Origin of the sequence: Bifidobacterium sp. ESL0775 (assembly GCF_029395475.1) — a bacterium.
Lineage (GTDB): Bacteria > Actinomycetota > Actinomycetes > Actinomycetales > Bifidobacteriaceae > Bifidobacterium.
Window position 1 is genome coordinate 1,175,547 of sequence record NZ_CP113917.1, and the last position, 20,512, is coordinate 1,196,058.

General features: G+C 60.0%; 16 protein-coding genes and 1 tRNA gene. 14 read left to right on the plus strand and 3 right to left on the minus strand.

Annotation, left to right across the window (positions count from 1 at the left end):
- The first annotated feature begins 1 nt into the window (after nucleotide 1).
- The 9 genes from leuS to OZX73_RS04235 all read left to right on the plus strand — a co-directional run bounded on the left by leuS (nucleotide 2) and on the right by OZX73_RS04235 (nucleotide 10,785).
- Nucleotides 2–2,980 (plus strand): leucine--tRNA ligase, encoded by a 2,979-nt coding sequence (leuS, locus tag OZX73_RS04195; protein WP_277147837.1) that lies wholly within the window; start codon nucleotides 2–4, stop codon nucleotides 2,978–2,980.
- Nucleotides 2,981–3,324: 344 nt separating this feature from the next.
- Complete coding sequence (locus OZX73_RS04200; protein WP_277147839.1) at nucleotides 3,325–4,173, plus strand: helix-hairpin-helix domain-containing protein; 849 nt, start codon at nucleotides 3,325–3,327, stop codon at nucleotides 4,171–4,173.
- Nucleotides 4,170–6,182, plus strand: coding sequence for a ComEC/Rec2 family competence protein (locus OZX73_RS04205; protein ID WP_277147841.1), 2,013 nt, complete (start codon nucleotides 4,170–4,172; stop codon nucleotides 6,180–6,182). Before OZX73_RS04200 ends, OZX73_RS04205 begins: the two co-directional genes overlap by 4 nt.
- Before the next feature lie 86 nt (nucleotides 6,183–6,268).
- On the plus strand, nucleotides 6,269–7,258 hold the full coding sequence (gene holA, locus OZX73_RS04210; RefSeq protein WP_277147843.1) for a DNA polymerase III subunit delta: 990 nt from the start codon (nucleotides 6,269–6,271) through the stop codon (nucleotides 7,256–7,258).
- The gene (tsaE, locus tag OZX73_RS04215) at nucleotides 7,255–7,851 is read left to right on the plus strand and encodes a tRNA (adenosine(37)-N6)-threonylcarbamoyltransferase complex ATPase subunit type 1 TsaE (RefSeq protein ID WP_277147845.1); all 597 of its coding nucleotides are present in this window, start codon (nucleotides 7,255–7,257) and stop codon (nucleotides 7,849–7,851) included. The genes holA and tsaE overlap by 4 nt, the downstream gene beginning before the upstream one ends.
- A gap of 181 nt (nucleotides 7,852–8,032) precedes the next feature.
- Nucleotides 8,033–8,959, plus strand: a complete 927-nt coding sequence (gene tsaB, locus OZX73_RS04220; RefSeq protein WP_277147847.1) for a tRNA (adenosine(37)-N6)-threonylcarbamoyltransferase complex dimerization subunit type 1 TsaB — start codon at nucleotides 8,033–8,035, stop codon at nucleotides 8,957–8,959.
- An 8-nt stretch (nucleotides 8,960–8,967) separates the two neighbouring features.
- On the plus strand, nucleotides 8,968–9,543 hold the full coding sequence (locus tag OZX73_RS04225; protein WP_277147849.1) for a GNAT family N-acetyltransferase: 576 nt from the start codon (nucleotides 8,968–8,970) through the stop codon (nucleotides 9,541–9,543).
- A 5-nt stretch (nucleotides 9,544–9,548) separates the two neighbouring features.
- Nucleotides 9,549–10,592 carry a tRNA (adenosine(37)-N6)-threonylcarbamoyltransferase complex transferase subunit TsaD gene (gene tsaD, locus OZX73_RS04230; protein ID WP_277147851.1) on the plus strand — a complete coding sequence of 348 codons (1,044 nt, stop codon included), beginning with the start codon at nucleotides 9,549–9,551 and terminating at the stop codon, nucleotides 10,590–10,592.
- A gap of 120 nt (nucleotides 10,593–10,712) precedes the next feature.
- Nucleotides 10,713–10,785 (plus strand) — tRNA-Asn (locus OZX73_RS04235).
- Nucleotides 10,786–10,906: 121 nt separating this feature from the next.
- On the opposite strand, the gene OZX73_RS04240 is transcribed toward OZX73_RS04235, so the two are convergent.
- Nucleotides 10,907–11,545, minus strand: coding sequence for a DNA-3-methyladenine glycosylase I (locus tag OZX73_RS04240; RefSeq protein ID WP_277147853.1), 639 nt, complete (start codon nucleotides 11,543–11,545; stop codon nucleotides 10,907–10,909).
- Nucleotides 11,546–11,835: 290 nt separating this feature from the next.
- Between OZX73_RS04240 and OZX73_RS04245 the strand changes: the two genes are divergently transcribed.
- Nucleotides 11,836–12,504, plus strand: coding sequence for a peptidoglycan DD-metalloendopeptidase family protein (locus OZX73_RS04245; RefSeq protein WP_277147855.1), 669 nt, complete (start codon nucleotides 11,836–11,838; stop codon nucleotides 12,502–12,504).
- Nucleotides 12,505–12,612: 108 nt separating this feature from the next.
- Here OZX73_RS04245 and OZX73_RS04250 read toward each other — a convergent pair whose 3' ends face one another.
- Together OZX73_RS04250 and OZX73_RS04255 are read right to left on the minus strand one after the other, a co-directional pair.
- Complete coding sequence (locus tag OZX73_RS04250; protein ID WP_277147857.1) at nucleotides 12,613–14,229, minus strand: hypothetical protein; 1,617 nt, start codon at nucleotides 14,227–14,229, stop codon at nucleotides 12,613–12,615.
- Nucleotides 14,230–14,351: 122 nt separating this feature from the next.
- Nucleotides 14,352–15,575, minus strand: a complete 1,224-nt coding sequence (locus tag OZX73_RS04255; protein WP_277147859.1) for an NADP-dependent isocitrate dehydrogenase — start codon at nucleotides 15,573–15,575, stop codon at nucleotides 14,352–14,354.
- Between the two features lie 145 nt (nucleotides 15,576–15,720).
- On the opposite strand from OZX73_RS04255, the gene OZX73_RS04260 reads away from it, so the two are divergent.
- The 4 genes from OZX73_RS04260 to def all read left to right on the plus strand — a co-directional run bounded on the left by OZX73_RS04260 (nucleotide 15,721) and on the right by def (nucleotide 20,201).
- The gene (locus OZX73_RS04260; RefSeq protein WP_277147861.1) at nucleotides 15,721–16,845 is read left to right on the plus strand and encodes a GuaB3 family IMP dehydrogenase-related protein; all 1,125 of its coding nucleotides are present in this window, start codon (nucleotides 15,721–15,723) and stop codon (nucleotides 16,843–16,845) included.
- Nucleotides 16,846–17,063: 218 nt separating this feature from the next.
- Nucleotides 17,064–17,567 carry an Rv3235 family protein gene (locus OZX73_RS04265; RefSeq protein ID WP_277147863.1) on the plus strand — a complete coding sequence of 168 codons (504 nt, stop codon included), beginning with the start codon at nucleotides 17,064–17,066 and terminating at the stop codon, nucleotides 17,565–17,567.
- A 74-nt stretch (nucleotides 17,568–17,641) separates the two neighbouring features.
- Complete coding sequence (locus OZX73_RS04270) at nucleotides 17,642–19,687, plus strand: AMP-dependent synthetase/ligase (protein ID WP_277147865.1); 2,046 nt, start codon at nucleotides 17,642–17,644, stop codon at nucleotides 19,685–19,687.
- 31 nt (nucleotides 19,688–19,718) lie between these two features.
- The gene (gene def / locus OZX73_RS04275) at nucleotides 19,719–20,201 is read left to right on the plus strand and encodes a peptide deformylase (RefSeq protein WP_277147867.1); all 483 of its coding nucleotides are present in this window, start codon (nucleotides 19,719–19,721) and stop codon (nucleotides 20,199–20,201) included.
- Nucleotides 20,202–20,512: the final 311 nt, after the last annotated feature.

Consider the following 20,512-nt stretch of genomic DNA (forward strand, 5'->3'; position numbering starts at 1 on the left):
TATGAGCGACAATGAGCAGGGCGCGGATTCGAGCGCCGATATTTCCAGTGTTCCGGCATACCGTTACAACGCCAAGATGGCGCAGGGCATCGAGGAAAAATGGCAGAAAACATGGGATGAGAAGGGCACCTTCTGGGCCGCGAACGTCAAAGGTGATCTGACAGACGGCAAAGGCAGGCACGCCGACGGACGCACGCCGTACTTCGCGATGGACATGTTCCCGTATCCTTCCGGCAAAGGCCTGCATGTAGGCCATCCGCTTGGCTATCTGGCCACCGACGTGGTGAGCCGCTACCACCGCATGAAAGGCGAGAACGTGCTGCACGCCATGGGCTATGACGCCTTCGGCCTTCCCGCCGAGCAGTACGCCGTGCAGACGGGCCAGCACCCGCGCGTGACCACCGAGGCCAACATCGCCAACATGCGCCGCCAGCTGCACCGCATGGGCCTGAGCTTCGACAACCGCCGCACCTTCGCCACCATCGACCCCGGCTATATGCGATGGACGCAGTGGATCTTCTCGCGCATCTACGACGCTTGGTACGACCCTGATTTCGTGCGTCCCGACGGCGGCAAGGGTTCCGCCCGCCATATCGACACGTTGATCGACCAGTTCAAAAGCGGCAAGCGCGCCATCCCCGGTTTCGAGGATTCAGGCAAGAAATGGGACGAGCTCACCGAAGCCGAACAGGCCGACGTCTTGAACGATTTCCGTTTGGCCTACATCTCCAAGTCGCCGGTCAACTGGTGCCCCGGTCTCGGCACGGTGCTCGCCAACGAGGAGGTCACCGCCGAAGGCAAGTCCGAACGTGGCAATTTCCCCGTCTTTCAACGCGAGCTTCGTCAGTGGTCCATGCGCATCACCGCCTACGGCCATCGCCTGATCGAGGACCTCGACATCATCGACTGGCCACAGAAAGTCAAGCTGATGCAGCGCAACTGGATCGGCGAGTCCCACGGCGCCTCGGTTCACTTCAAGGTAGCCACTCCCAACGGCGAACGGGACATGGAGGTCTACACGACCCGTCCCGACACGCTGTTCGGCACCACGTTCGCCGTTGTCTCGCCCGAGCATGACCTGCTTGCCGACGCTCCGGCGCAGTGGCCGGAGAACACGCCGGAAAGCTGGAAGGGTGGCTATGCCACGCCAGCCGAAGGCATCAAGGCCTATCGCATTGCGGCCGAATCCAAGACCGCGCAGGACCGCGTCGACGAGGGCGGCGAGAAAACTGGCCTCTTCACCGGCCTTTACGCCACCAACCCCATCACCGGCGATAAACTGCCGCTGTTCACCGCAGACTACGTGCTGATGGACTACGGCACCGGCGCCATTATGGCGGTGCCTGGTGGCGACCAGCGTGATTACGACTTCGCCAAGAAGTTCGGCCTGCCGGTCATCTATACTGTGAAGCCTCTGCCCGATTCCGGTGAGGATCTGAGCGATTACGAAGGCAAGGCGCCGTTCGTCTCGCATGACGGCATTGTCATCAATTCCTCGACCGAGCACACTTCAGCCTTAGGCGATGCGCTGGATTTGAATGGCTTGCGCGTCAACGACGTCATCGAGAAGGTCAACAAATGGCTCGAATCCGCCGGCGTCGGCGAGGGCACCGTCAGCTACCGTCTGCGTGACTGGCTCTTCTCCCGTCAGCGCTATTGGGGCGAGCCGTTCCCGATCGTCTACGGCGAGGACGGCGTGCCGCACCTGCTGCCGGACTCCATGCTGCCGATCAACCTGCCCGACGTGCCGGACTACAGCCCCAAGACCTTCGACCCCGAGGACGCCGAAAGCAACCCCGAGGCGCCGTTGAGCCGCAATCCCGAATGGGTCAAGGTCACGCTCGACCTGGGCGACGGGCCCAAGACCTACTACCGCGACACCAACACCATGCCCAACTGGGCCGGTTCCTGCTGGTATTACATGCGCTACCTCGACCCGAACGACACTGAGCACATGGTCGATCCGGACGAATACGAATACTGGATGGGCCCGAACCACAACAAGGAATCGGGCAAGACCGGTGGTGTCGATCTCTATGTCGGCGGCGTCGAGCACGCGGTGCTGCACCTGCTTTACTCGCGTTTCTGGCACAAGATCCTCTTCGATCTGGGCTACGTCGATACGCCAGAACCGTTCTACAAGCTCTTCAACCAAGGCATGATCCAGGCCTACGCCTACACCGACGACCGCGGACAGTACGTGCCCGCCGCCGAAGTCAAGGAGGGCCCGGCCGACAAGTCCGGTGAGCCCACCTTCACATGGAACGGCCAACACGCCAACCGCGAGTTCGGCAAGATGGGCAAAAGCCTCAAGAACATCATCACCCCGGACGACATGTACGCGCGCTATGGAGCCGACACGTTCCGCCTCTACGAGATGAGCATGGGCCCGCTCGACGAGTCGCGTCCGTGGAACGACCGCAACGTCGTGGGCGGCATGCGCTTCCTGCAACGCCTCTGGCGCAACGTCGTCGACGAAAACACCGGCGAGGTCACTGTCTCCGATGATGCCCCTGATGCCAAGACGCTGAAGTTGCTCAACAACACCATCGCCGCGGTCACCGAGGAGATGGAGCACATGCGCCCCAACACCTCCATCGCCAAGCTCATCGTGCTGAACAACCACCTGACCGGCCTTAAGGCCGTGCCGCGCGCCGCCGTTGAGCCGCTGATCCTCATGCTTTCACCGATCGCCCCGCATATCTGCGAGGAGCTTTGGTCCAAGCTCGGCCACGCTGATTCCTTGGCGCATGAGCCTTGGCCGAAGGCCGACGAGCGTTACGTCGGCGAGGACACCGTCACCGCCGTGGTGCAGATCAAGGGCAAGGTCCGCGCCAAGCTCGAGGTCAGCCCCTCGATCGACCCTGAGGAGCTCAAGGACATGGCGTTGAAGGCTGTCGCCGACCGCCTGGGTGGCAAGGAGCCACGCAAGGTCATTGTCAAGGCCCCGAAGATCGTTTCGATTGTTCCGGCGGAATAGGTCTGTATAGCTGGTAGCGGTTTCGAGACTTAGATTTGAGCCGTTATCGGTAAATAACAAAAAGGCATCGGGTTACGTCCGATGCCTTTTTGTTATCTGATTTTGTGTTTTCGTAATAAATGATTACGCCATTTGAGTGTCCGATAAGGTGAACTGATGTTGTAAAACAGGAACCTTGATATATCTTTTTGCGGTGGCTCTTAGCTCAATGGGTCAATGTTGACGAATGTGGATGATTTGGCTTGCGGGAGCACGACACGCCTCAAATGTGGATAACCCCGAGCGTTCGACCACAGTGGCCCGTTTGGCTCGACTTTCCATGGTGGGTGGACCATGCTTGAAGTATGGGCATACGGATTGATGACAGGGACAGCACACGGCGTTTGACGGGGCTGCTGGGTGCGTCTCCGCCGACGCGCGGTCTTTCGGAGGGACTCGATGACGCTGGGACGACGCCGATGCCACCGAACGGCGGAGGTGTCGTCTTGGATGACGCCCTGCTGCGTGTCGGACTCCCGCCATTGCCGTCCATCGACCGTTGGCTTGTCGGGCCTGCCGCAGGCGATGCCACGGATCCCAAAGAAGGCGAAGATTCGGCCACCCATGATTTCGATGATGTCGTATCGGGGTCTTTGCACATCGAACCGAAAGCCCAGCAACGGGACATTCCTCGTCTGTTCTTCCGCCCCACACAGGCGGTGGTGGTCATTCTGCTGCTCATGGTGGCGTTGTGTGCGAGCTTGACGATGCTGGTGACGCAAGCCGTCAACTACAACCGACAACAAGCCGAAGCCTCATCATCGGTCAGTCGGAATCGCCCGGCTGCAAAAGCACAAAAAGGCTCCGGAGACGCTCAAAACGTTGAGTCGAAAAGTGGGAATGCGGCGGGGGAGGCGAATGGCGCCACTGGCACGGGCAGTGGAAACACGCAACCGGGTAGCGCCACCGGGTCAGTCCCCGCAGCCGGTCAACCGGGAACGCAACAGAGTGGTAATAGCAACCTCGTCAACCTCAACACGGCCGATAGTACGCAACTCCAGCAGATCAAAGGCGTGGGGCCGGTGATGGCCCAGAAGATCATCGACTACCGGTCTTCGATCGGGCGCTTCACCAGCGTGGACCAGCTGTTGCAGGTCTCCGGCATCGGACAGAAAACGTTGGAGAAGATGCGCGGGCAGGTGACCGTCTCATGAGCGGGGACGATGGACAAAATCACGTGGAGCAGGGCAGCCGTGACTACAGGATGCTGCCGGTGGCGATTTGCGTCTGGGCAGCCATGCTCGCCGCACATGCGGTGTTCGCCTCACTGATCGGTCAACAGTTCGATGTCGCGTCTTCGGCAGGGAAAAGCGGAAAACCTGATAATCTCCCATCCTTGTTTTCAGGTTTCGCGTTTCATCGAGATTCGGCGGCCACCAACGTAGGTGTTGAGACGTTGTTCAGTGCGGTGGTGCTATTGGCTTTGGTGCTCGGCCTCGTTGTATTGCTTCTGGTTTCATTTCGATGGTTCGGTGGCGAGCATACGACTCGGCGAGCCCGAAGCCGTGATGTGGCCAGTTCGTTGCAAGGTCCGCATGCCCGGGATTCGCAGTGGCAGGTTTCGGCTATTGGTACCAGTGACAATCAGGATGATCGATTCAAGGTTCCTGGGGTATTGGCGATATGGCGAGCCTCACGTGGGCGCAGGACGCTGTGGATCACCGTGCTGGCATGTTCCGCTTTGGCGGGGCTTATCGCATCGTTTGGCGCCGATGTCATGGAATATCGTGATCCGGCCATGGCGTTGGCGCGACAAAGCGGCGGTCATGTCGAGGCAGACGTCAGGCTCGATTCACCGATTACGGCCGCAAGCTCGTTCCAAGCCGATTGCCAGGCCAACGCCCACCTGCTTGGTCTCGGCCGTGACGGTGTCCGGCAGACAAGCCATTCGCGTATCGTCTTATATGCCAACAAGCCGTGGTGCGCGCGGCTTTCCGACGGACAGACCGTTTCCATGTCTGGAACGCTTCAGACCGCCAGATATGGCATGCGGCCCGTCTGGCTCACGATGGACGACGACACGACGGTGCGGGTGCTTGAGCGGGCGCCACCGGGCAAGCGATTGGTCGACGCCATGCAACACAGGTTTTTCGATGTCATCTCAGGTCTTTCCGACCAGGGACGGGTGCTGGTTCCTGGGCTGACCATCGGCCTCTTGGGCCAGGATTTCATGGGCGCCACCCATGGAGAGCCCGTCAACGCCACGTTCGCAACGTTGCTCGAGATGCATTTCAAGGATTCCGGCATCATGCATCTGATGGCGGTCTCCGGTGGCCATTTCGCGCTTATCGGCAGTTTGGTGCGTGCGGTTTGCGCGAGGTTCCTCTTGCCTCGCCAACTGGTCGCCATATTGACGGTGCTGGCCTATATGGGGCTCGCGGGCGCCATGTATCCCTCGGATTCCGTGATGCGCGCCCTTGTCATGGGAGTGTTCGCTTCGGCATCCATGTTCGTTGGCAGGCGGCCACAGGCGCTGAGCGCGTTGGGTTGGACGGTCGTCCTGACATTGCTGGTCAATCCCGCGATGTCCAGGAGCTTCGGCTTCGCGCTGTCCTGTGCATCGGTGCTTGGCATCGTGTTGTGTGCCGGGCCCATCGCGGAAGGGCTCGCCAAACTCCTACCCAGATACTTGGCTGAGGGGATGTCGGTGACCATCGCCGCGCAACTGTTCACCCTGCCCATACAGGTCTTGATGAACCCCGAATTGCCGGTGCTTTCCGTGCCGGCGAACCTGATTGTCGCGCCGTTCGTGGATTTGTTGACCCTGACCGGGCTGGCGGCGTTGTTGCTCGCCCCGTTCGCTTCTCATCTCTCCTTCGTTTTCGCTTGGCTGTCCAGTTGCGGCACCGCGGTGATGCAGTGGTGCGCCGATACCATCGGCGGCTCGACTTCCGCGACCATGCCGTGGGCCGGAGGAATCGCCGGGGCGATGCTGGTGGTGCAGTGTGAGTTGGTGGCTTTTGGCGTCGCCAAAGTATTGGCGGCAGTGTCGGCCCGACGTGTCGTGAATGAAGCGGGGGCTGGGAACAATGGACGTCTGGCGGCATGGCGTGCCAAGGGTTCGATATGGTGGAAGGAAACCGAACAAATGTTCGAACAGCTTTGGTGTCAGGGTGACGACGGTGTTGGAAACCAAAGGAACACGACCGATGTTCACCTTTGACAGCACATTGAATATCATGGAATAACCAACCGGTCTGCTACGGTGGTGACGCGGATGGTCCGCAAGCATACGAAGCGAGGGATGTGATGGCGGCGAGACAAACCAAGCAAGGGCCACGATTCGTGCTGGTCGTAGGCGGTGACGCGTTCCTCAACGCTCGACAAGTTCATGATTGCTGTGACCAGGCGAGGAAGAGCGACCCCGATGCCGAAGTCATCGAGCTGGACGCTGGCGAGGCCAGCCAATACGATTTCGACGAGGCCGTCAGCCCGTCCCTTTTGAGTTCCAGTTCCATCGTCGTCATCAGCCACATCCAGAACGCCGACGACGAGTTGGTCGAGACCATGACCGCCTACTGCAAGTCGATGGCCAAAGACCCGGCGAACGCTTGCGCCACGGTGATCGCCCAGCATGACGGGGGACCCAAGGGGCGCAAGACCATCGAGCGGCTCGTCAAGGCGGGGGCCGAGAAGAAGGACATTCCCGACCTCAAACGCGCCGACGCCAAACTCAACTTCGTCATCCAATGCTTCGAACGCGAGCACCGCCGCGTCGATCCCGCGGCGGCCCAGCAATTGGTGGCCGTCTTGGGTGAGCGGACCGGTGAGCTCGCGGCGATGTGTTCCCAGCTGTGCTTCGACTTCGACGATGAGACCATCGGCCTCGACTTGGTCAACCGCTACTTGACAGGCAATCCCGAGGTCACCGGCTACGCCGTGGGCGACGAGGCGCTCGCAGGCCATGACGCGAAGGCCATCATCGACATGCGCGCGGCCGTGGCGCAAGGCACGGAACCCATCGCATTGGTGGGGTCGCTGGCGATGAAGCTCCGGACGCTCGCCAAAGCCTCGGCGGTGCGTTCCGGCGAGATTTCGCAGGCGGAAGCCAAATCCAACCCGTGGGTGCTCAAAATCGCGATGCGCCAGCTTAGCGGCTGGACCTCGGAGGGGCTTTCGCGCTGCATCCAGACGTTGGCTTGGGCCGACGAGCAGAACAAAACCAGCGGCGGCGACGCGATGTATGCGCTGGAGCGCTCCATCGAGCTGATCAGCCGCAAAGGACGAATGAACGTATGAGCGACGAATCCCCGTATATGGTTGAGGTGCCGACCGGTCCGGATATGCAGGACTTGGGAGCCCATGTAGCCTCTATGGTGCGAGGCGGCGATGTCCTACTGCTTTCTGGCCCACTGGGAGCGGGCAAGACCACGTTCGCCCAGGGATTTGGCTCCGGTCTGCATATCGAAGAGCCCATCGTCTCCCCAACCTTCACCATCGCTCGCGAACTGGATGGCAGCTTCGCCGACGGTTCGCCCGCCCACCTGATACACGTCGATGCTTACAGACTTGGTGGCAATGATTTCGCGCCGGGGCAGGACACGGTCGACCGTTTGCTTGACGAACTGGAATCGCTGGGCTTGGATGAGGAACTCGAGGATCCTGGCGAGCAGACGGTGATCCTGATGGAATGGGGCGAGCAGATGGCCTCGGCCTTCGCTTCTGAGCGTCTTGAGGTGCATATCGACCGGCCGATGGACAAGGCCGCAATTGCCGAAGAGGCTGACGATTCGGAAGCGGAGTTGACGGGTGATGGCATGCGCACGGTGACGTTCGTTCCCGTCGGTGAGCGCTGGAAGGATTTCGAACAGCAATTGCATTCAGCGAAATAGGCAAAACCGGCGGATTCGTTGCTCAGATTCCATGAGGAATGTGTTGCATCGCGCACGTTCCTTACGGATGCGCTGAGTCTTATGGTTATGTCGGCGATGTACAGTAACAACGCATGGATCTTGGCGCCTGGCAATCGGACAATTGCTGGCCGGGTGGCGTGGAGTGGTAGGAGTAGCAATCATGACGAACACGTTGGTCATCGACACCTCGTTCGGTTCGACGGTCGGGGTCTTGGGCCACGAGCCCATCGTGGAGACCGATTCGCGCACCCACGTCGAACGGCTCCAGGTCAATGTCGGCAAGGCTGTGGAACAGGCCGGGCTCGAGCCAAAAGATCTTGACCGCATCGTCGTCGGCGTTGGGCCGGCCCCGTTCACCGGGCTTCGCGCCGGTGTCGTGGCGGCCAAGGCCATGGCGTATGCCACTGACGCGCAACTGATCGGAGTGGATGTCCTTGAGCCGCAGGCGTGGATGATGCGACTGAAGCGACATGGCGACACCCGCCTGGCCGGTTGCGGCTTCCTCAGACAAGTCGTGCCGGATGCCAAAGACGACAACGTCCGCCATCTCACCCTTGCCGTCAACGATGCCCGGCGGCGGCAACTGTATTTCGCGCTTTATGCCGATGAGCCGATGGACGTGAAGGCTGGCGTCAGCCGCACGCAAAGCTCAGATGATGAACATCGTGAGTCCAAGATTTCGACGGTGGTCGGGATGGACATTGACTATCCCCAGCATATCGTCGAACGGATCAGCCAGGCCATCGAGGGCTTCTCAACCTCGGAGCGTCGGTACCTCATCGATGTCGTCGGCCATGGTACGGCCAAGTATGCCGAGGCTTGGCAAGCGTTCGGCGAGGCGTTGGGTTGTGTCATTGACGCTTCCGTCCTGGATGCCGGTGCCGCTGGGCTGGATATTTTCGCCGATTGCGCCTTATCCTCCAATGGGTTGGATGCGCATTCGGCTGCTTCAGACAAGACCAATGGTGACGAAGACCGGATCGGTTCGATCAAACCTGTCGAACCGCTGTATCTGCGTCGTCCGGACGTCTCCGTTCCCAACCCGCTGAAGCATGTCCTGAACCATGCCGGCGCGACCAAGGCCTGAGCCGCGCGATGATTGTCGCATTCGACGAACTTGAGCCGCGATGGTCGCTGGACCAAGCCACAGCGCTCGACGCCCGCCTCTTCGGCTCTGAGGCTTGGAGCCGGGAGACGATGCGCCATGAGCTGGAGGATTCTTCGAGGCTATACGTCGCCGATGTCATACATGAAGATGAAACCGCTGATTTGGCGGACCGCATTGGTGGGGAAGACATCGGCGTCCAGCCGGGCGCGAAACCTTCTTCTCCACTCCTGATTATGCGGGGATATGCCGGTATGTGGCATGCCGACGCCGAGGCGGAGATTCTGACCGTAGGCGTTGACCGTCCATACCAGCGTCAAGGCATCGCCGGAAACCTGCTCGACAGACTGATCAGCGAGGCACGTTCCCTTCATGTGCGGCGCGTCAGGCTTGAGGTGCGGGCCGACAGCGAGGCGGCCCAGGGCCTCTACCATTCCAAGGGTTTCCGGGACATTGGAACGTTGCGGCATTATTATCAGCCGGAAGACATCGATGCCGTGAGCATGGCCTTGGACTTTGAGAGGCATATCATGGGACTCAGCAGCGAGAAAAGGAATATGGAGTAAGAGCGATGAGCGAACCGACAGTACTGGGCATCGAATCGACGTGCGATGAGACCGCGGCGGCCGTCGTGCGCGGGCGCACGCTGGTCTCCAATGTGGTCGCCTCCTCTATGGAGGAACATGCGCGATATGGCGGTGTCATCCCAGAGATCGCCTCTCGCGCACATGCCGAGGCCTTCGTGCCCGTGGTTTCCAAGGCTCTGGCCGATGCCGATATGGATCTGTCCGACGTTGATGCCATCGCCGTCTCTGCGGGCCCAGGTCTGGCCGGTTGCCTTGCCGTCGGAGTATCCGGGGCCAAGGCGTTGGCTTGGGCTGCCAACAAACCGATTTACGGCATCAACCATGTCATCGGCCATATCGCCGTCACACAACTGCAATTCGGTCCGTTCCCGAAGGACACGCTGGCGTTGATCGTCTCCGGCGGGCACACCTCGTTGTTACACGTCGAGGATGTGGCGCGGCACGTCGATGTGGTCGGCACGACGCTCGACGACGCGGCGGGGGAGTGCTTCGACAAAGTCGCCCGTCTGCTCGGCTTCCCGTATCCCGGTGGCCCGCATATCGACAAGCACGGTCAGTTGGGCGACCCCCATGCCATCAAAGTGCCCCAAGGACTCACCAAAGGCAAGGCCGGCAAGGAGCATCCTTACGATTTCAGCTTCTCCGGCGTCAAGACCGCGGTGGCCCGCTGGGTCGAGGCGCAACAGGCCGCGGGCAGGGAAATCCCCGTGGATGACGTCTGCGCCTCGTTGGCTGATTCCGTGGCCACGGTGCTGGCGAACAAGGCCATGCACGGCTGCGAGGAATACGGTTCCAAGACGCTTATCGTCGGCGGCGGGTTCTCCGCCAATTCCCAGTTGCGCGCCAAACTGCTCGAGGTCGGCGAGGAGCATGGAGTCGAGGTGCGCATCCCGAAGATCAAGCTGTGCACCGACAACGGCGCGATGGTCGCCATGCTGGGTGTCAACCTGGTCGAGGCCGGCGTGCGTCCGTCAGCACCCGATTTCCCCATCGATTCCGCCATGCCCATGAACGTCATCAGCGTGTGAATTTGACACAGGAATCATGACACTCCGCAAATGCCAAGCGACACGCCATCGGGGTTGCGTGATGACGATTCTTGTATAAGATATATTTCTTGTGCGGTGCTTCAAGCCCGTACGGGACATTCCCGCATAGCTCAGTTGGCAGAGCGTCTGACTGTTAATCAGAATGTCGCTGGTTCAAGCCCAGCTGCGGGAGCGGATGAATTCTCAGAATCTCAAAGATTCTGAGAATTTTTCATATCCGGGCAACATCCGCGGCGCCTGTTCATGCATCCCAAAGCGCACGGGATAAGCCAGCGGATTCGCCGCGGCTGCGATTAATCTTCTTCTGGACATCTGAAACAGCCCTGCAAATGGTCGTTGACCATGCCCATCGACTGCATGTAGGCGTAGATGGTGGTCGGGCCGACGAATTTGAAGCCATCCTTTTTCAGCGCGTTGCTTATGGCTACCGATTCGGAGGTCACGGCCGGCACTTCGTCGCGGGTCTTCGGCCGGTTGATGCGGGGTCCCTCTGGCGTAAAATGCCAGATGTAGTCGGCGAACGGCATGCCCAGATCCAGCGCGACTTGGGCGTTGTGGATGATGGCCTCGATCTTGCGGCGGTTGCGGATGATGTCCTCATTTTCCATGAGTTCCGGGATTTCGGAAGTCATCTGCGCGACCCGTTCGATGTCGAAACCATGGAAGGCGGCGTCGATGGCCTTGCGCTTGTTGATGATGGTGTTCCAGGAAAGCCCGGCCTGCATGGCTTCCAGGGCCAGGCGCTCGAACAAGGCCCGGGAATCATAGCAAGGCACGCCCCATTCCGTGTCGTGGTAGACGAGCATGTCGTGGCTCAGGCCCAGATACGATTGCGGCCAGCAGCGTTGGAGGCCGTCGGCATTCGTCGTTCCATCTTTTTGGATTTCGGTATCCGTTGCATCCGTTTGAGCGGCTTGCCTTTGCTTCGTCATGACCTAGGATTCCTTCCTGCTTTGGTATCCACGTTATACCTGACGCCACGAAAACTGTGGATATCACCGTGGATAATTTTTGCGACACGCCCGGGCGTTGTGGATAACCCCGACCGTTCGACCACAGTACCTGTTTTTTCGCTCGCTTTTCGCGGAAAGTGCGCCATAGTGGCAATAGGAACGAAAGAGGAGCACACATTGCAAGGAGGTCGGTCGTGGTGGATGACGTACAGAGACAAAGAATCAAACGGGAGCGGATACGGCGCGAAAAGGAAAAACGCCGACAACGTATGGTCAGTGCCGTATGGAGCCTTGTCACCATACTCGCCGTGTTCGCGGTGGTGTTCGTCGGTTTCGTTATCGACCAGCATGAGGCGTTGGCGGCGGGTGTCGATGAGCCTGATATCGTCGCCGATGAAGTGGCGTCGGTTGGCGTTGGTGCCGCCGGTAGCCTAGGAAAAGTGGACGCTATGGAACCTTACCGGGGTTCGTTGGGCGTCATCGAGCCCATCGCTTCGCAGGATCCACCGGTGCAGGACACCAAAGGTTGCAAGGCGGACATGCGTTGGCCGGTCCTGCCACACGTAGTGACGCGTCGGTTCAAGGCGCCGAAACAGGTATGGGGCCCGGGCCATCGTGGCGTGGACATCGCTGCGGTCGAGGACACTCCGCTTTTGGCTCCGGCAAATGGATTCATCAGTTTCGCCGGCATCGTCGCGGGAAAATCCGTGGTGAGCATCCGGCACAAGAGCCTGACCTTGACATTGGAACCGGCCCAGACCTTGCTGCCGATAGGGACCCCGGTGATCAAAGGCCTGCCGATCGGCACGGTGACGGGCCTGTCCGACCATTGCACCGGAGTCTGCGTGCATTGGGGTGTCAGGAAAAGCAGAAAGGAGTATCGTGACCCGCAGCAGTTGGCCTCACGGCGCAAAATCGTCCTCAAGCCGGTTCGCTGAGAGGCCGGATGCATGTGCTCAGTGACTTCCGGAGATTGAATACAAGAACGAGTAAAGATCGATGGTTTTGGTTTCTGCATCAACGAATTGAAGAGGGCAGAATTCTTCCTACAATCCCGCGTCGGCCAGCGAGATGTAGCCAGGCTCGATCAGCGTTTTCTTAAGGTTGCCGGCGCTGATGGCCATGGGCTTCTCATGGATCACGTTGGTCTGCTTGCCGCCGATGGTCAGGGATTTGACGTAGGAGGGGCCTGCTGCCGGTTTGCCGGCCTCGATCGCGCCAGCGACGGAGGCGATGTCGCGGGAGAGCTTCTGGATGTCCTCCATGCCGGTCATCCACTGCTTGCCGTTGACGACGTGGGGGATCATGTCCACGTAAGAGCCATACCCCGTCACGATCGGCCAGGCCATGTTGCCGTCGTTGTCCGTCTCGGGCTCCGTGTCCTCCTGCGTGCTTCCTGTCTTGTCGTCCTTGGGTTTGGGCACGGCCTGCCGGTTCAGGTTGTGCTTGCCGGTGAGTGTGCCGACGATGCCTGACACCTCGATTTCAGGATTGATGTCGGCCGCGCTGCCTGTGTATTTCAGGCTGGTCAGCCCGTCGACGACGGCTGAGGAGACGAAATCGTTCATCGCGATGATGCCATCGACATGATGGGGCTGGGCGCTCTTTGACGTGCCGTTGAGCCTGGTGTCGAGCTCGTCCCTGACCTCCGTGGTCTTGGAGGCCTTGAACGAGACGGCCTGCCAGTCCTTCTCGGTGCTGACGCCATTCAGCGTCTTGGAGGGGCTTATCGCGCGGCCGTCCTTGAAGTATGGGCCGAGCACATTCCATATCCCTTTGAACGCCTCGGTGGCGAAGTCCTTCGAGGTGTCGCTGTCGGTCTGATCCTCACTCAACGGAATCATGACCTCGATGGACTTGGGGTGGTTCGCCGTGGTTTTCTCCAACGCGAGTTTCGAGACGAGTTGGCGCGCCTGCAGCGTGCCGATCTGGCGTGGTGTGGACATGCTGACGAAGAAATCTGGGGTGAATCCGGCGATCGGGTTGGCAAGGACGGCGGTGTGGGCACCCGCCTTCCGCGCCAGCTTCAGCGATTCCGTGAGCCGTTTTTTCGCCGCGGCCGTTTCCGTGTCTTTTTCTTCGTTCTGTGTGCCTGGTTGTTGATCGTCATTCGTCTGGGTCGAAGACGTGTCTCCGCTGCTTTCCGTAGCTGATTTCCCGTCGCTGGGATTATCGGTGTCTGAGTCCGGGGCGTCGAGGGGATTGGTGACGTAATCGCCGTATTGCGCGTTGCCGGCGTTCTCGTCGGTCGCGGGGGCGACGATCAGCATGGTGTGGCGGTCGGTGTCCGAGGATGAGGAGGAGAGCTGGTTGACCACATAGTCTTGGATGTCATCGCTCTGCTTGACCAGGTTGGCGTCGGTTTTGGTGGTGATGTTCTTGGACGCGAACCCCGCCGAGGTCAACGCCTTGGTCAGCGCTGGCACGAATTTGGCCCATTTGTTGAGCGGGGTGTGCGAGGAGATGGAGATTCCGTCAGAGGGGGTGAAGATCACAACATCGCTTTTCGCCACCACCGAGCTTTCCGGCACTTTGGAGGTGTCGATGGAGGTGGTCTCACTGTCTTGTTGCCCGGATCCGCAAGCGGCCGCCGTCATGGTCAGCGCCGCTGCAAGGGCCAAAGCCATCAAACGTGCCCATGCTCGCCCGTTCCGCTTGGTCATATCCCATCCTTTGCGTGCATGAAACAATTCATAACGATAATAGCTTTAGGCCGATATGAAAGCGCCGCCGCACCGCGATTATGGAATCGTAATGCGGCGGCATCCAAAAAACCTGCGAAGTCTCAGGCTTGCTGGCCTAGCTCTTTCTTCAATCCTTCATCCAGCGCGTCCATGAAGCCCTCGGTGTCGAGCCAAGGCTGGTCCGGGCCGATCAGCATCGCCAGGTCCTTGGTCATCTTGCCGCTTTCCACGGTCTTGATGATGACTTGCTCAAGCGTTTCCGCGAAATGTCCGACTTCCGGTGTTCCGTCGAGCTTGGCGCGCTGCTTGAGCCCACCGGTCCACGCGTAGATTGAGGCGATGGGGTTGGTCGAGGTCTTCTCACCTTTGAGCCAACGGCGGTAGTGGCGGGTCACGGTGCCGTGCGCGGCCTCGGCCTCGACGGTCTTGCCGTCAGGGGTCATCAGCACGGAGGTCATCAGCCCCAGCGAGCCGAAGCCCTGCGCCACGGAGTCGGATTGCACGTCGCCGTCGTAGTTCTTGCACGCCCAGATGTAGCCGCCGTGCCATTTCATCGTGCTGGCCACCATGTCGTCGATGAGGCGGTGCTCGTAGGTGAGTCCCTCGGCCTCGAAGCGGTCCTTGTATTCCGTCTCGTAGACTTGCGCGAAAATATCCTTGAACTCGCCGTCATAGGCCTTGAGGATGGTGTTCTTGGTGGAAAGATAGACCGGATAGTGCCGCATGAGCCCGTAGTTGAAGCAGGCGCGCGCGAAGCCGCGGATGGAATCGTCAAGATTATATTGCACTTGCGCCACGCCGGCTCCGGGATAGTCGTACACGACATGCTCAATGGGCTCGCTGCCGTCGGCGGGTGTGAAGGTGACGGTCAGCCGTCCGGGCTTGCCAACCTTGAAATCGGTGGCCTTGTACTGGTCGCCGAAGGCGTGCCTCGCCACGACGATGGGCTTCTTCCAGCCGGGGACGAGCCGCGGGATGTTGGAGATGACGATGGGTTCGCGGAAGATCGTCCCGCCGAGGATGTTGCGGATGGTGCCGTTGGGGGACTTCCACATCTTCTTAAGGTTGAATTCCTTGACACGCGCCTCATCCGGGGTGATGGTCGCGCATTTGACGCCGACATGGTGCTTCTTGATGGCGTTGGCCGCGTCGATGGTCACCTGGTCGTCGGTCGCGTCGCGGTTTTCGATGCCGAGGTCGTGATAATCAAGATTGACGTCGAGATACGGCAGAATCAGGCGGTTTTTGATATCTTTCCAGATCACCCTGGTCATTTCGTCGCCGTCGAGTTCGGCGATGGTGCCTTCGACCTTGATTTTTTCCATGCTTTCCCTTTCTTCAGTTTCACGAGATGAGGCCATTATCGCGCGTCAATATGTCATTGGTGTTGCGGTGGTTGATTGGCGAGACGGCGTTTCGCCGCCATTGGGCACCCACGCACTCGTCACAGAGAGGAAGTAGTCTAAAGGCATGACTCAGGAAATTGAAATCGGTTTAGGCAAGAAGGGCCGTTTGGCCTATTCACTGGACGATGTCGCCATCGTCCCCTCGCGCAGGACTCGCGATCCGCAGGACGTCTCCACGGCCTGGCAGATCGATGCCTACCAGTTCGATGTGCCCGTGATCGCGGCGCCGATGGACTCGGTGACCAGTCCGGCCACGGCCATCGCCATGGGCAAGCTCGGGGCGCTCGGCGTGCTCGACCTTGAGGGGTTGTGGACCAGATATGACAACCCGCAGCCGTTGCTTGACGAAATCGCCGGCTTGGACGAGGCCGCGGCGACGACCCGTATGCAGGAGATCTACGCCGAGCCGATCAAGCCGGAACTGATCACCAAGCGCTTGCACGAGATCCGCGACGCCGGTGTCACGGTCGCCGGCGCGCTTTCCCCGCAACGCACGCAGGAATTCTATTCGACCGTCGTCGACGCCGGCGTCGACCTCTTCGTCATCCGTGGCACGGCGGTTTCCGCAGAGCACGTCTCCGAAAGCCATGAGCCGTTGAACTTGAAGAAATTCATTTACGACCTTGACGTCCCGGTCATCGTCGGTGGAGCGGCCAGCTACACCGCGGCGCTTCACCTGATGCGCACCGGGGCGGCGGGCGTGCTGGTCGGCTTTGGTGGTGGGGCGGTCTCCGCCACACGCACCTCCATCGGCATCCACGCCCCTATGGCCACGGCGATTGCCGATGTGGCCGAGGCACGCCGCGATTATATGGACGAGTCCGGCGGCCGCTATGTGCAGATCATCGCCGACGGTGGCATGGGCACCTCGGGCTCGTTCGTCAAGGCGCTGGCGATGGGCGCGGACGCCGTCATGCTTGGCACGCCGCTTGCCCGTGCGACGGAAGCTCCCGGCCAGGGCAAGCACTGGGGTGCTGAGGCCCGCCATCCTTCCCTTCCCCGTGGCAGGCGCACTGACGTCGGCACGGTGGCGCCGCTTGAGCAGATCCTGTTCGGACCCAGCCACAACGCCGACGGCACGGTCAATTTCATCGGTGCGCTGCGTCGCGCCATGGCCTCCACCGGCTATGTCGACCTTAAGAATTTCCAGCATTGCGATGTGGCGGTCACGCTTTCGCATCTGGGCTGATAACACAACGCTGTCTTACAGGTCATCCGCTGTTCAACGCGGATGGCCTTTTTGTTTTTGCGGACTTTGCGGAACTTCTCCAGGACATGATTTTCAAGATTGAATCGGGAAATCTTGAAAAATCTTGAATTTTCTTTCTTTTAATCGTCAGAAGTTGACTTCGGTGCCGTGGTCTGTTGCCCTAGGGATACCAAACCATGGATCCAAGGAGGTTCGATATGAACAGGCAAACGATGACCAGCAAGCAAACGGCGGCGATGGGCGCCACTTCGGGACTTCCCAGTTACGACGGATCGATCCGTGTGGAACTGTCCAACCGCCCCATCCCCTATCACATCTCGTGCTGTTATCCGGCGACGATGAGCGAGGCGGAATGCCGTCGATTCGCCCTCGCTTCCTGCAGGATCGCGTGCATGTGCCTGGATGTGGTGCGTGGCAGGACGCCTCCGCAAAAACTCCAGCGCGCATTGAGCGGACCATGTGTCCAGCGGTTGGAGACGATGTCATATCTCTTGGAAAACCATTTGCGCACGCACAAGGAGTTGAAGGCGAAACTCTGCTATCTGCCTGCGGTGCCGATGCTTGTCTACGGCACCTTGGTCAGCCCTGAAACCACCGAGATTGTCATCAGCCTGGGCGTGGGCAAGACCAGCTATTGGGTGACCCTGGTGTTGCGGCGAACCGGTTCACGCTGGATCTGCACGACCGCAGATTTGGGATAAGGCAAAAACTATCGGAACAGGTCAAAAGTTACGCTAACGTAGGATTGGGGCAACGAGCGCGTATAGTTAGAGTCATGTTGCGAGAATTCTATCTGGATCCTGTCACGAAGACCACGGATAAGGACACCATCTACTCATTGCTCTCCAAACGCGCCGAAAAAGACCCTGACGGCGCCATCGCCGAATGGCTTGACGAGCAGACCCAGCAGTGGTACACCGTCACAGCCGGCCAGATGCTCGACCGCGTCCGCAAAGTGGCCAAAGGCCTGATGGGATTGGGTGCCAAGGCCGGAAGCATGGTCGTCATCTACGCTGCCACGAGCTATGAGTGGGGGGTCGTGGACTTCGCCTGCGCCGCCATCGGCGCGGTGAGCGTGCCGATTTATGAGACGGATTCGCCCAAGCAGGCCAAAGGCATCGTCGACGATGTCGACCCGATCGTCGCTTTCGGCGGCGACGCCGAGCACACGCAGACGCTTGAGGAGTTCCGTCGTGAGCGCGATGGCCTCAAGTACGTGTTCAACCTGCAAGAGGACGGCTTGGAAGCCGTCGCCGATTTCGGCACTTCCGTCACCGATGATGAGCTCGATGAGGCCATCTCCCGTGTGCGTGCCGACGACATGCTGACCATCGTCTACACCTCCGGCTCCACCGGGGCCCCCAAGGGCGTCATGCTTTCGCACCGCAATTTCGTCTCGACCGTGTTCATCGGCTGGGCCGTGCTCGACGACATGCTGTACCAGCCAAGCCGGTTGCTGCTCTTCCTGCCGTTGGCGCACTGCTTCGCCCGCTATATCCAGTATGTCGCCATCGGGGCCAAGGGTGTTGTCGGCTATACGCCGAGCGCCAAGCACTTGCTGACCGATCTGCGCACGTTCAAGCCGACCTATCTGCTCGGTGTCCCGCGCGTGTTCGAGAAGGTCTACAACGCTGCCTCGCAGAAGGCCGGTGCAGGTCTGCAGGGTCGTATCTTCAATATGGCGTTCGATCATTTCGTGCGTTGGTCGAAGGATCAGCAGGAAGGCCGTGGCCATACCCTTTCCGAGCAGCTCAAGCACAAGTTCTATATGAAGACCGTCGGAGCCTCGGTGCGCAGCGCCTTGGGGCCGAACCTTAAGTACGTCGCCTGCGGCGGCGCGCCGATGAACGCCGATCTGGCGCACTTCTTCAATGGCATGGACGGCATCACCTTCATTCAGGGCTATGGCATGACCGAAACGGCCGCCCCCTGCATCGTGGCTTTCCAGGACTTCAACAAGGTCGGCGCCGTCGGACGTCCGGGCACCGGCATCGCCGTCAAACTTGCGGACGACGACGAGCTGCTGATCAACGGCGAGGACGTCTTCCTCGGCTATTACAAGCAGCCTGAGTTGACCGCCGAGGCCACCGAGCCTGGTGGCTGGGTGCATTCCGGCGACATCGCGCAGATCGACGACGACGGCTTCGTCTACATCACCGGCCGCAAGAAGGACATCATCATCACCGCCGGCGGCAAGAACGTCAGCCCCGCCCCGATGGAGGACACCATCGGCACCTGCCCGATCGTCTCCCACGCCGTCGTGATCGGTGATGGCCGTCCTTTCATCGCCGCGCTCATCGAGCTCGACCCCGAGATGGTGCGTTCGTGGCTGGCTAACAACGGCATGGACGAGAACATGCCCATGGCCGAGATCTGCAGGAATGACGCCGTACGCGCCTACGTCCAGCAATACATCGACCAAGCCAACAGCTCGGTCTCACGCGCGGAATCGGTGCGCAAGTTCGTCATCGTCGAAGACCAGTTCACCCAGGAGAACGGCATGTTGACCCCGAGCATGAAGGTCGTGCGCGGTGAGGTTCTGAAGCACTACGCCGATCTCATCAATGCGAAGGTCTATACTCCGAAAACGCGGGTCAAGCCGGCCCCGTCGGCCGCCGCCGGTTTCATCGACAAGACCGCGGAATCCGTGCGCCAGGCCACCGATGCGGTGACGCCCAAGGTCCGCGAGGCCTACGAGCAGGCCAAGCAGAACGTCGGGGTGCGTATCGCCGAGCATGAGGCGGAGCACGGGGACGACGATCCCTGGAAGGAAACCCCGAAGTCCGAAGAGCGGGAAGACGGCTCGCCGGTCGAAAAGTAAACGCCATCAATCTGTCAAGAGGAGCGCTGCGTTGTCGTTACGAGAAATAAGGGTTGTGCCCGATCCGGTGTTGAGGACCCCGTGTGAACCGATTCGGGAGATCACCCCGGCCGTGCGCAACATGGTGCAGGATCTGTTGGATACGGTCGACGATCCCGGTCGTGCCGGGCTTTCGGCCAACCAAATCGGCATCAGCCTGCGGGCCTTCTCCTACAACATCGACGGCAAGCTCGGCTACGTCCTGAACCCGGTCATCGAGGAGACCAGGGGAGAGCAGTACGGCGACGAGGGGTGCCTTTCGGTGCCCAAGCTCTGGTACAAGACCCGTCGCGCCGATTACGCCCGCGTGCGCGGCATCAACCTCGAAGGCAAGACCATCGTCGTGGAAGGCACCGGCATCATGGGCCGCATGCTCCAGCACGAGACCGATCATCTCGACGGGCATATCTATCTCGACCGTCTCGAGAAGGAAGAGCGTCGCGAGGCCATGCGCCGCATGCGCGAGGCTCGCTAGGCGTATTACATTCGGCATTTGGCCATTTAAGGAATCGTTCGGACACCATGAATCACTGGCATCCGAACGATTTTTCCATATACGTACCAAAGACTGCCAAACCCTGTGTGGTTTCTTCTTTTCTGACGGCTTGTCTTGAACTGACCATGCCGCTGCATTACGCGGATACCGAAGCGCCGCCTTTTATACCGCGTTTGTGCTATTTTAAAGGACAGTGTGTTTCACGGATTCCGGAGCGGTCACGTTGCCGAGGAATCCAACGAATATTGTCAATCAAGCACACGAATTCGCGCTATGCACGTGACGGACTG

What these genes read in the sequence shown, in the direction of transcription:
- leuS (WP_277147837.1), top strand. Translation starts at nt 2, where the DNA reads ATGAGCGACAATGAGCAGGGCGCGGATTCGAGCGCCGATATTTCCAGT.
- OZX73_RS04200 (WP_277147839.1), top strand. Translation starts at nt 3,325, where the DNA reads ATGGGCATACGGATTGATGACAGGGACAGCACACGGCGTTTGACGGGG.
- OZX73_RS04205 (WP_277147841.1), top strand. Translation starts at nt 4,170, where the DNA reads ATGAGCGGGGACGATGGACAAAATCACGTGGAGCAGGGCAGCCGTGAC.
- holA (WP_277147843.1), top strand. Translation starts at nt 6,269, where the DNA reads ATGGCGGCGAGACAAACCAAGCAAGGGCCACGATTCGTGCTGGTCGTA.
- tsaE (WP_277147845.1), top strand. Translation starts at nt 7,255, where the DNA reads ATGAGCGACGAATCCCCGTATATGGTTGAGGTGCCGACCGGTCCGGAT.
- tsaB (WP_277147847.1), top strand. Translation starts at nt 8,033, where the DNA reads ATGACGAACACGTTGGTCATCGACACCTCGTTCGGTTCGACGGTCGGG.
- OZX73_RS04225 (WP_277147849.1), top strand. Translation starts at nt 8,968, where the DNA reads ATGATTGTCGCATTCGACGAACTTGAGCCGCGATGGTCGCTGGACCAA.
- tsaD (WP_277147851.1), top strand. Translation starts at nt 9,549, where the DNA reads ATGAGCGAACCGACAGTACTGGGCATCGAATCGACGTGCGATGAGACC.
- OZX73_RS04240 (WP_277147853.1), bottom strand. Translation starts at nt 11,545, where the DNA reads ATGACGAAGCAAAGGCAAGCCGCTCAAACGGATGCAACGGATACCGAA.
- OZX73_RS04245 (WP_277147855.1), top strand. Translation starts at nt 11,836, where the DNA reads ATGGTCAGTGCCGTATGGAGCCTTGTCACCATACTCGCCGTGTTCGCG.
- OZX73_RS04250 (WP_277147857.1), bottom strand. Translation starts at nt 14,229, where the DNA reads ATGACCAAGCGGAACGGGCGAGCATGGGCACGTTTGATGGCTTTGGCC.
- OZX73_RS04255 (WP_277147859.1), bottom strand. Translation starts at nt 15,575, where the DNA reads ATGGAAAAAATCAAGGTCGAAGGCACCATCGCCGAACTCGACGGCGAC.
- OZX73_RS04260 (WP_277147861.1), top strand. Translation starts at nt 15,721, where the DNA reads ATGACTCAGGAAATTGAAATCGGTTTAGGCAAGAAGGGCCGTTTGGCC.
- OZX73_RS04265 (WP_277147863.1), top strand. Translation starts at nt 17,064, where the DNA reads ATGAACAGGCAAACGATGACCAGCAAGCAAACGGCGGCGATGGGCGCC.
- OZX73_RS04270 (WP_277147865.1), top strand. Translation starts at nt 17,642, where the DNA reads ATGTTGCGAGAATTCTATCTGGATCCTGTCACGAAGACCACGGATAAG.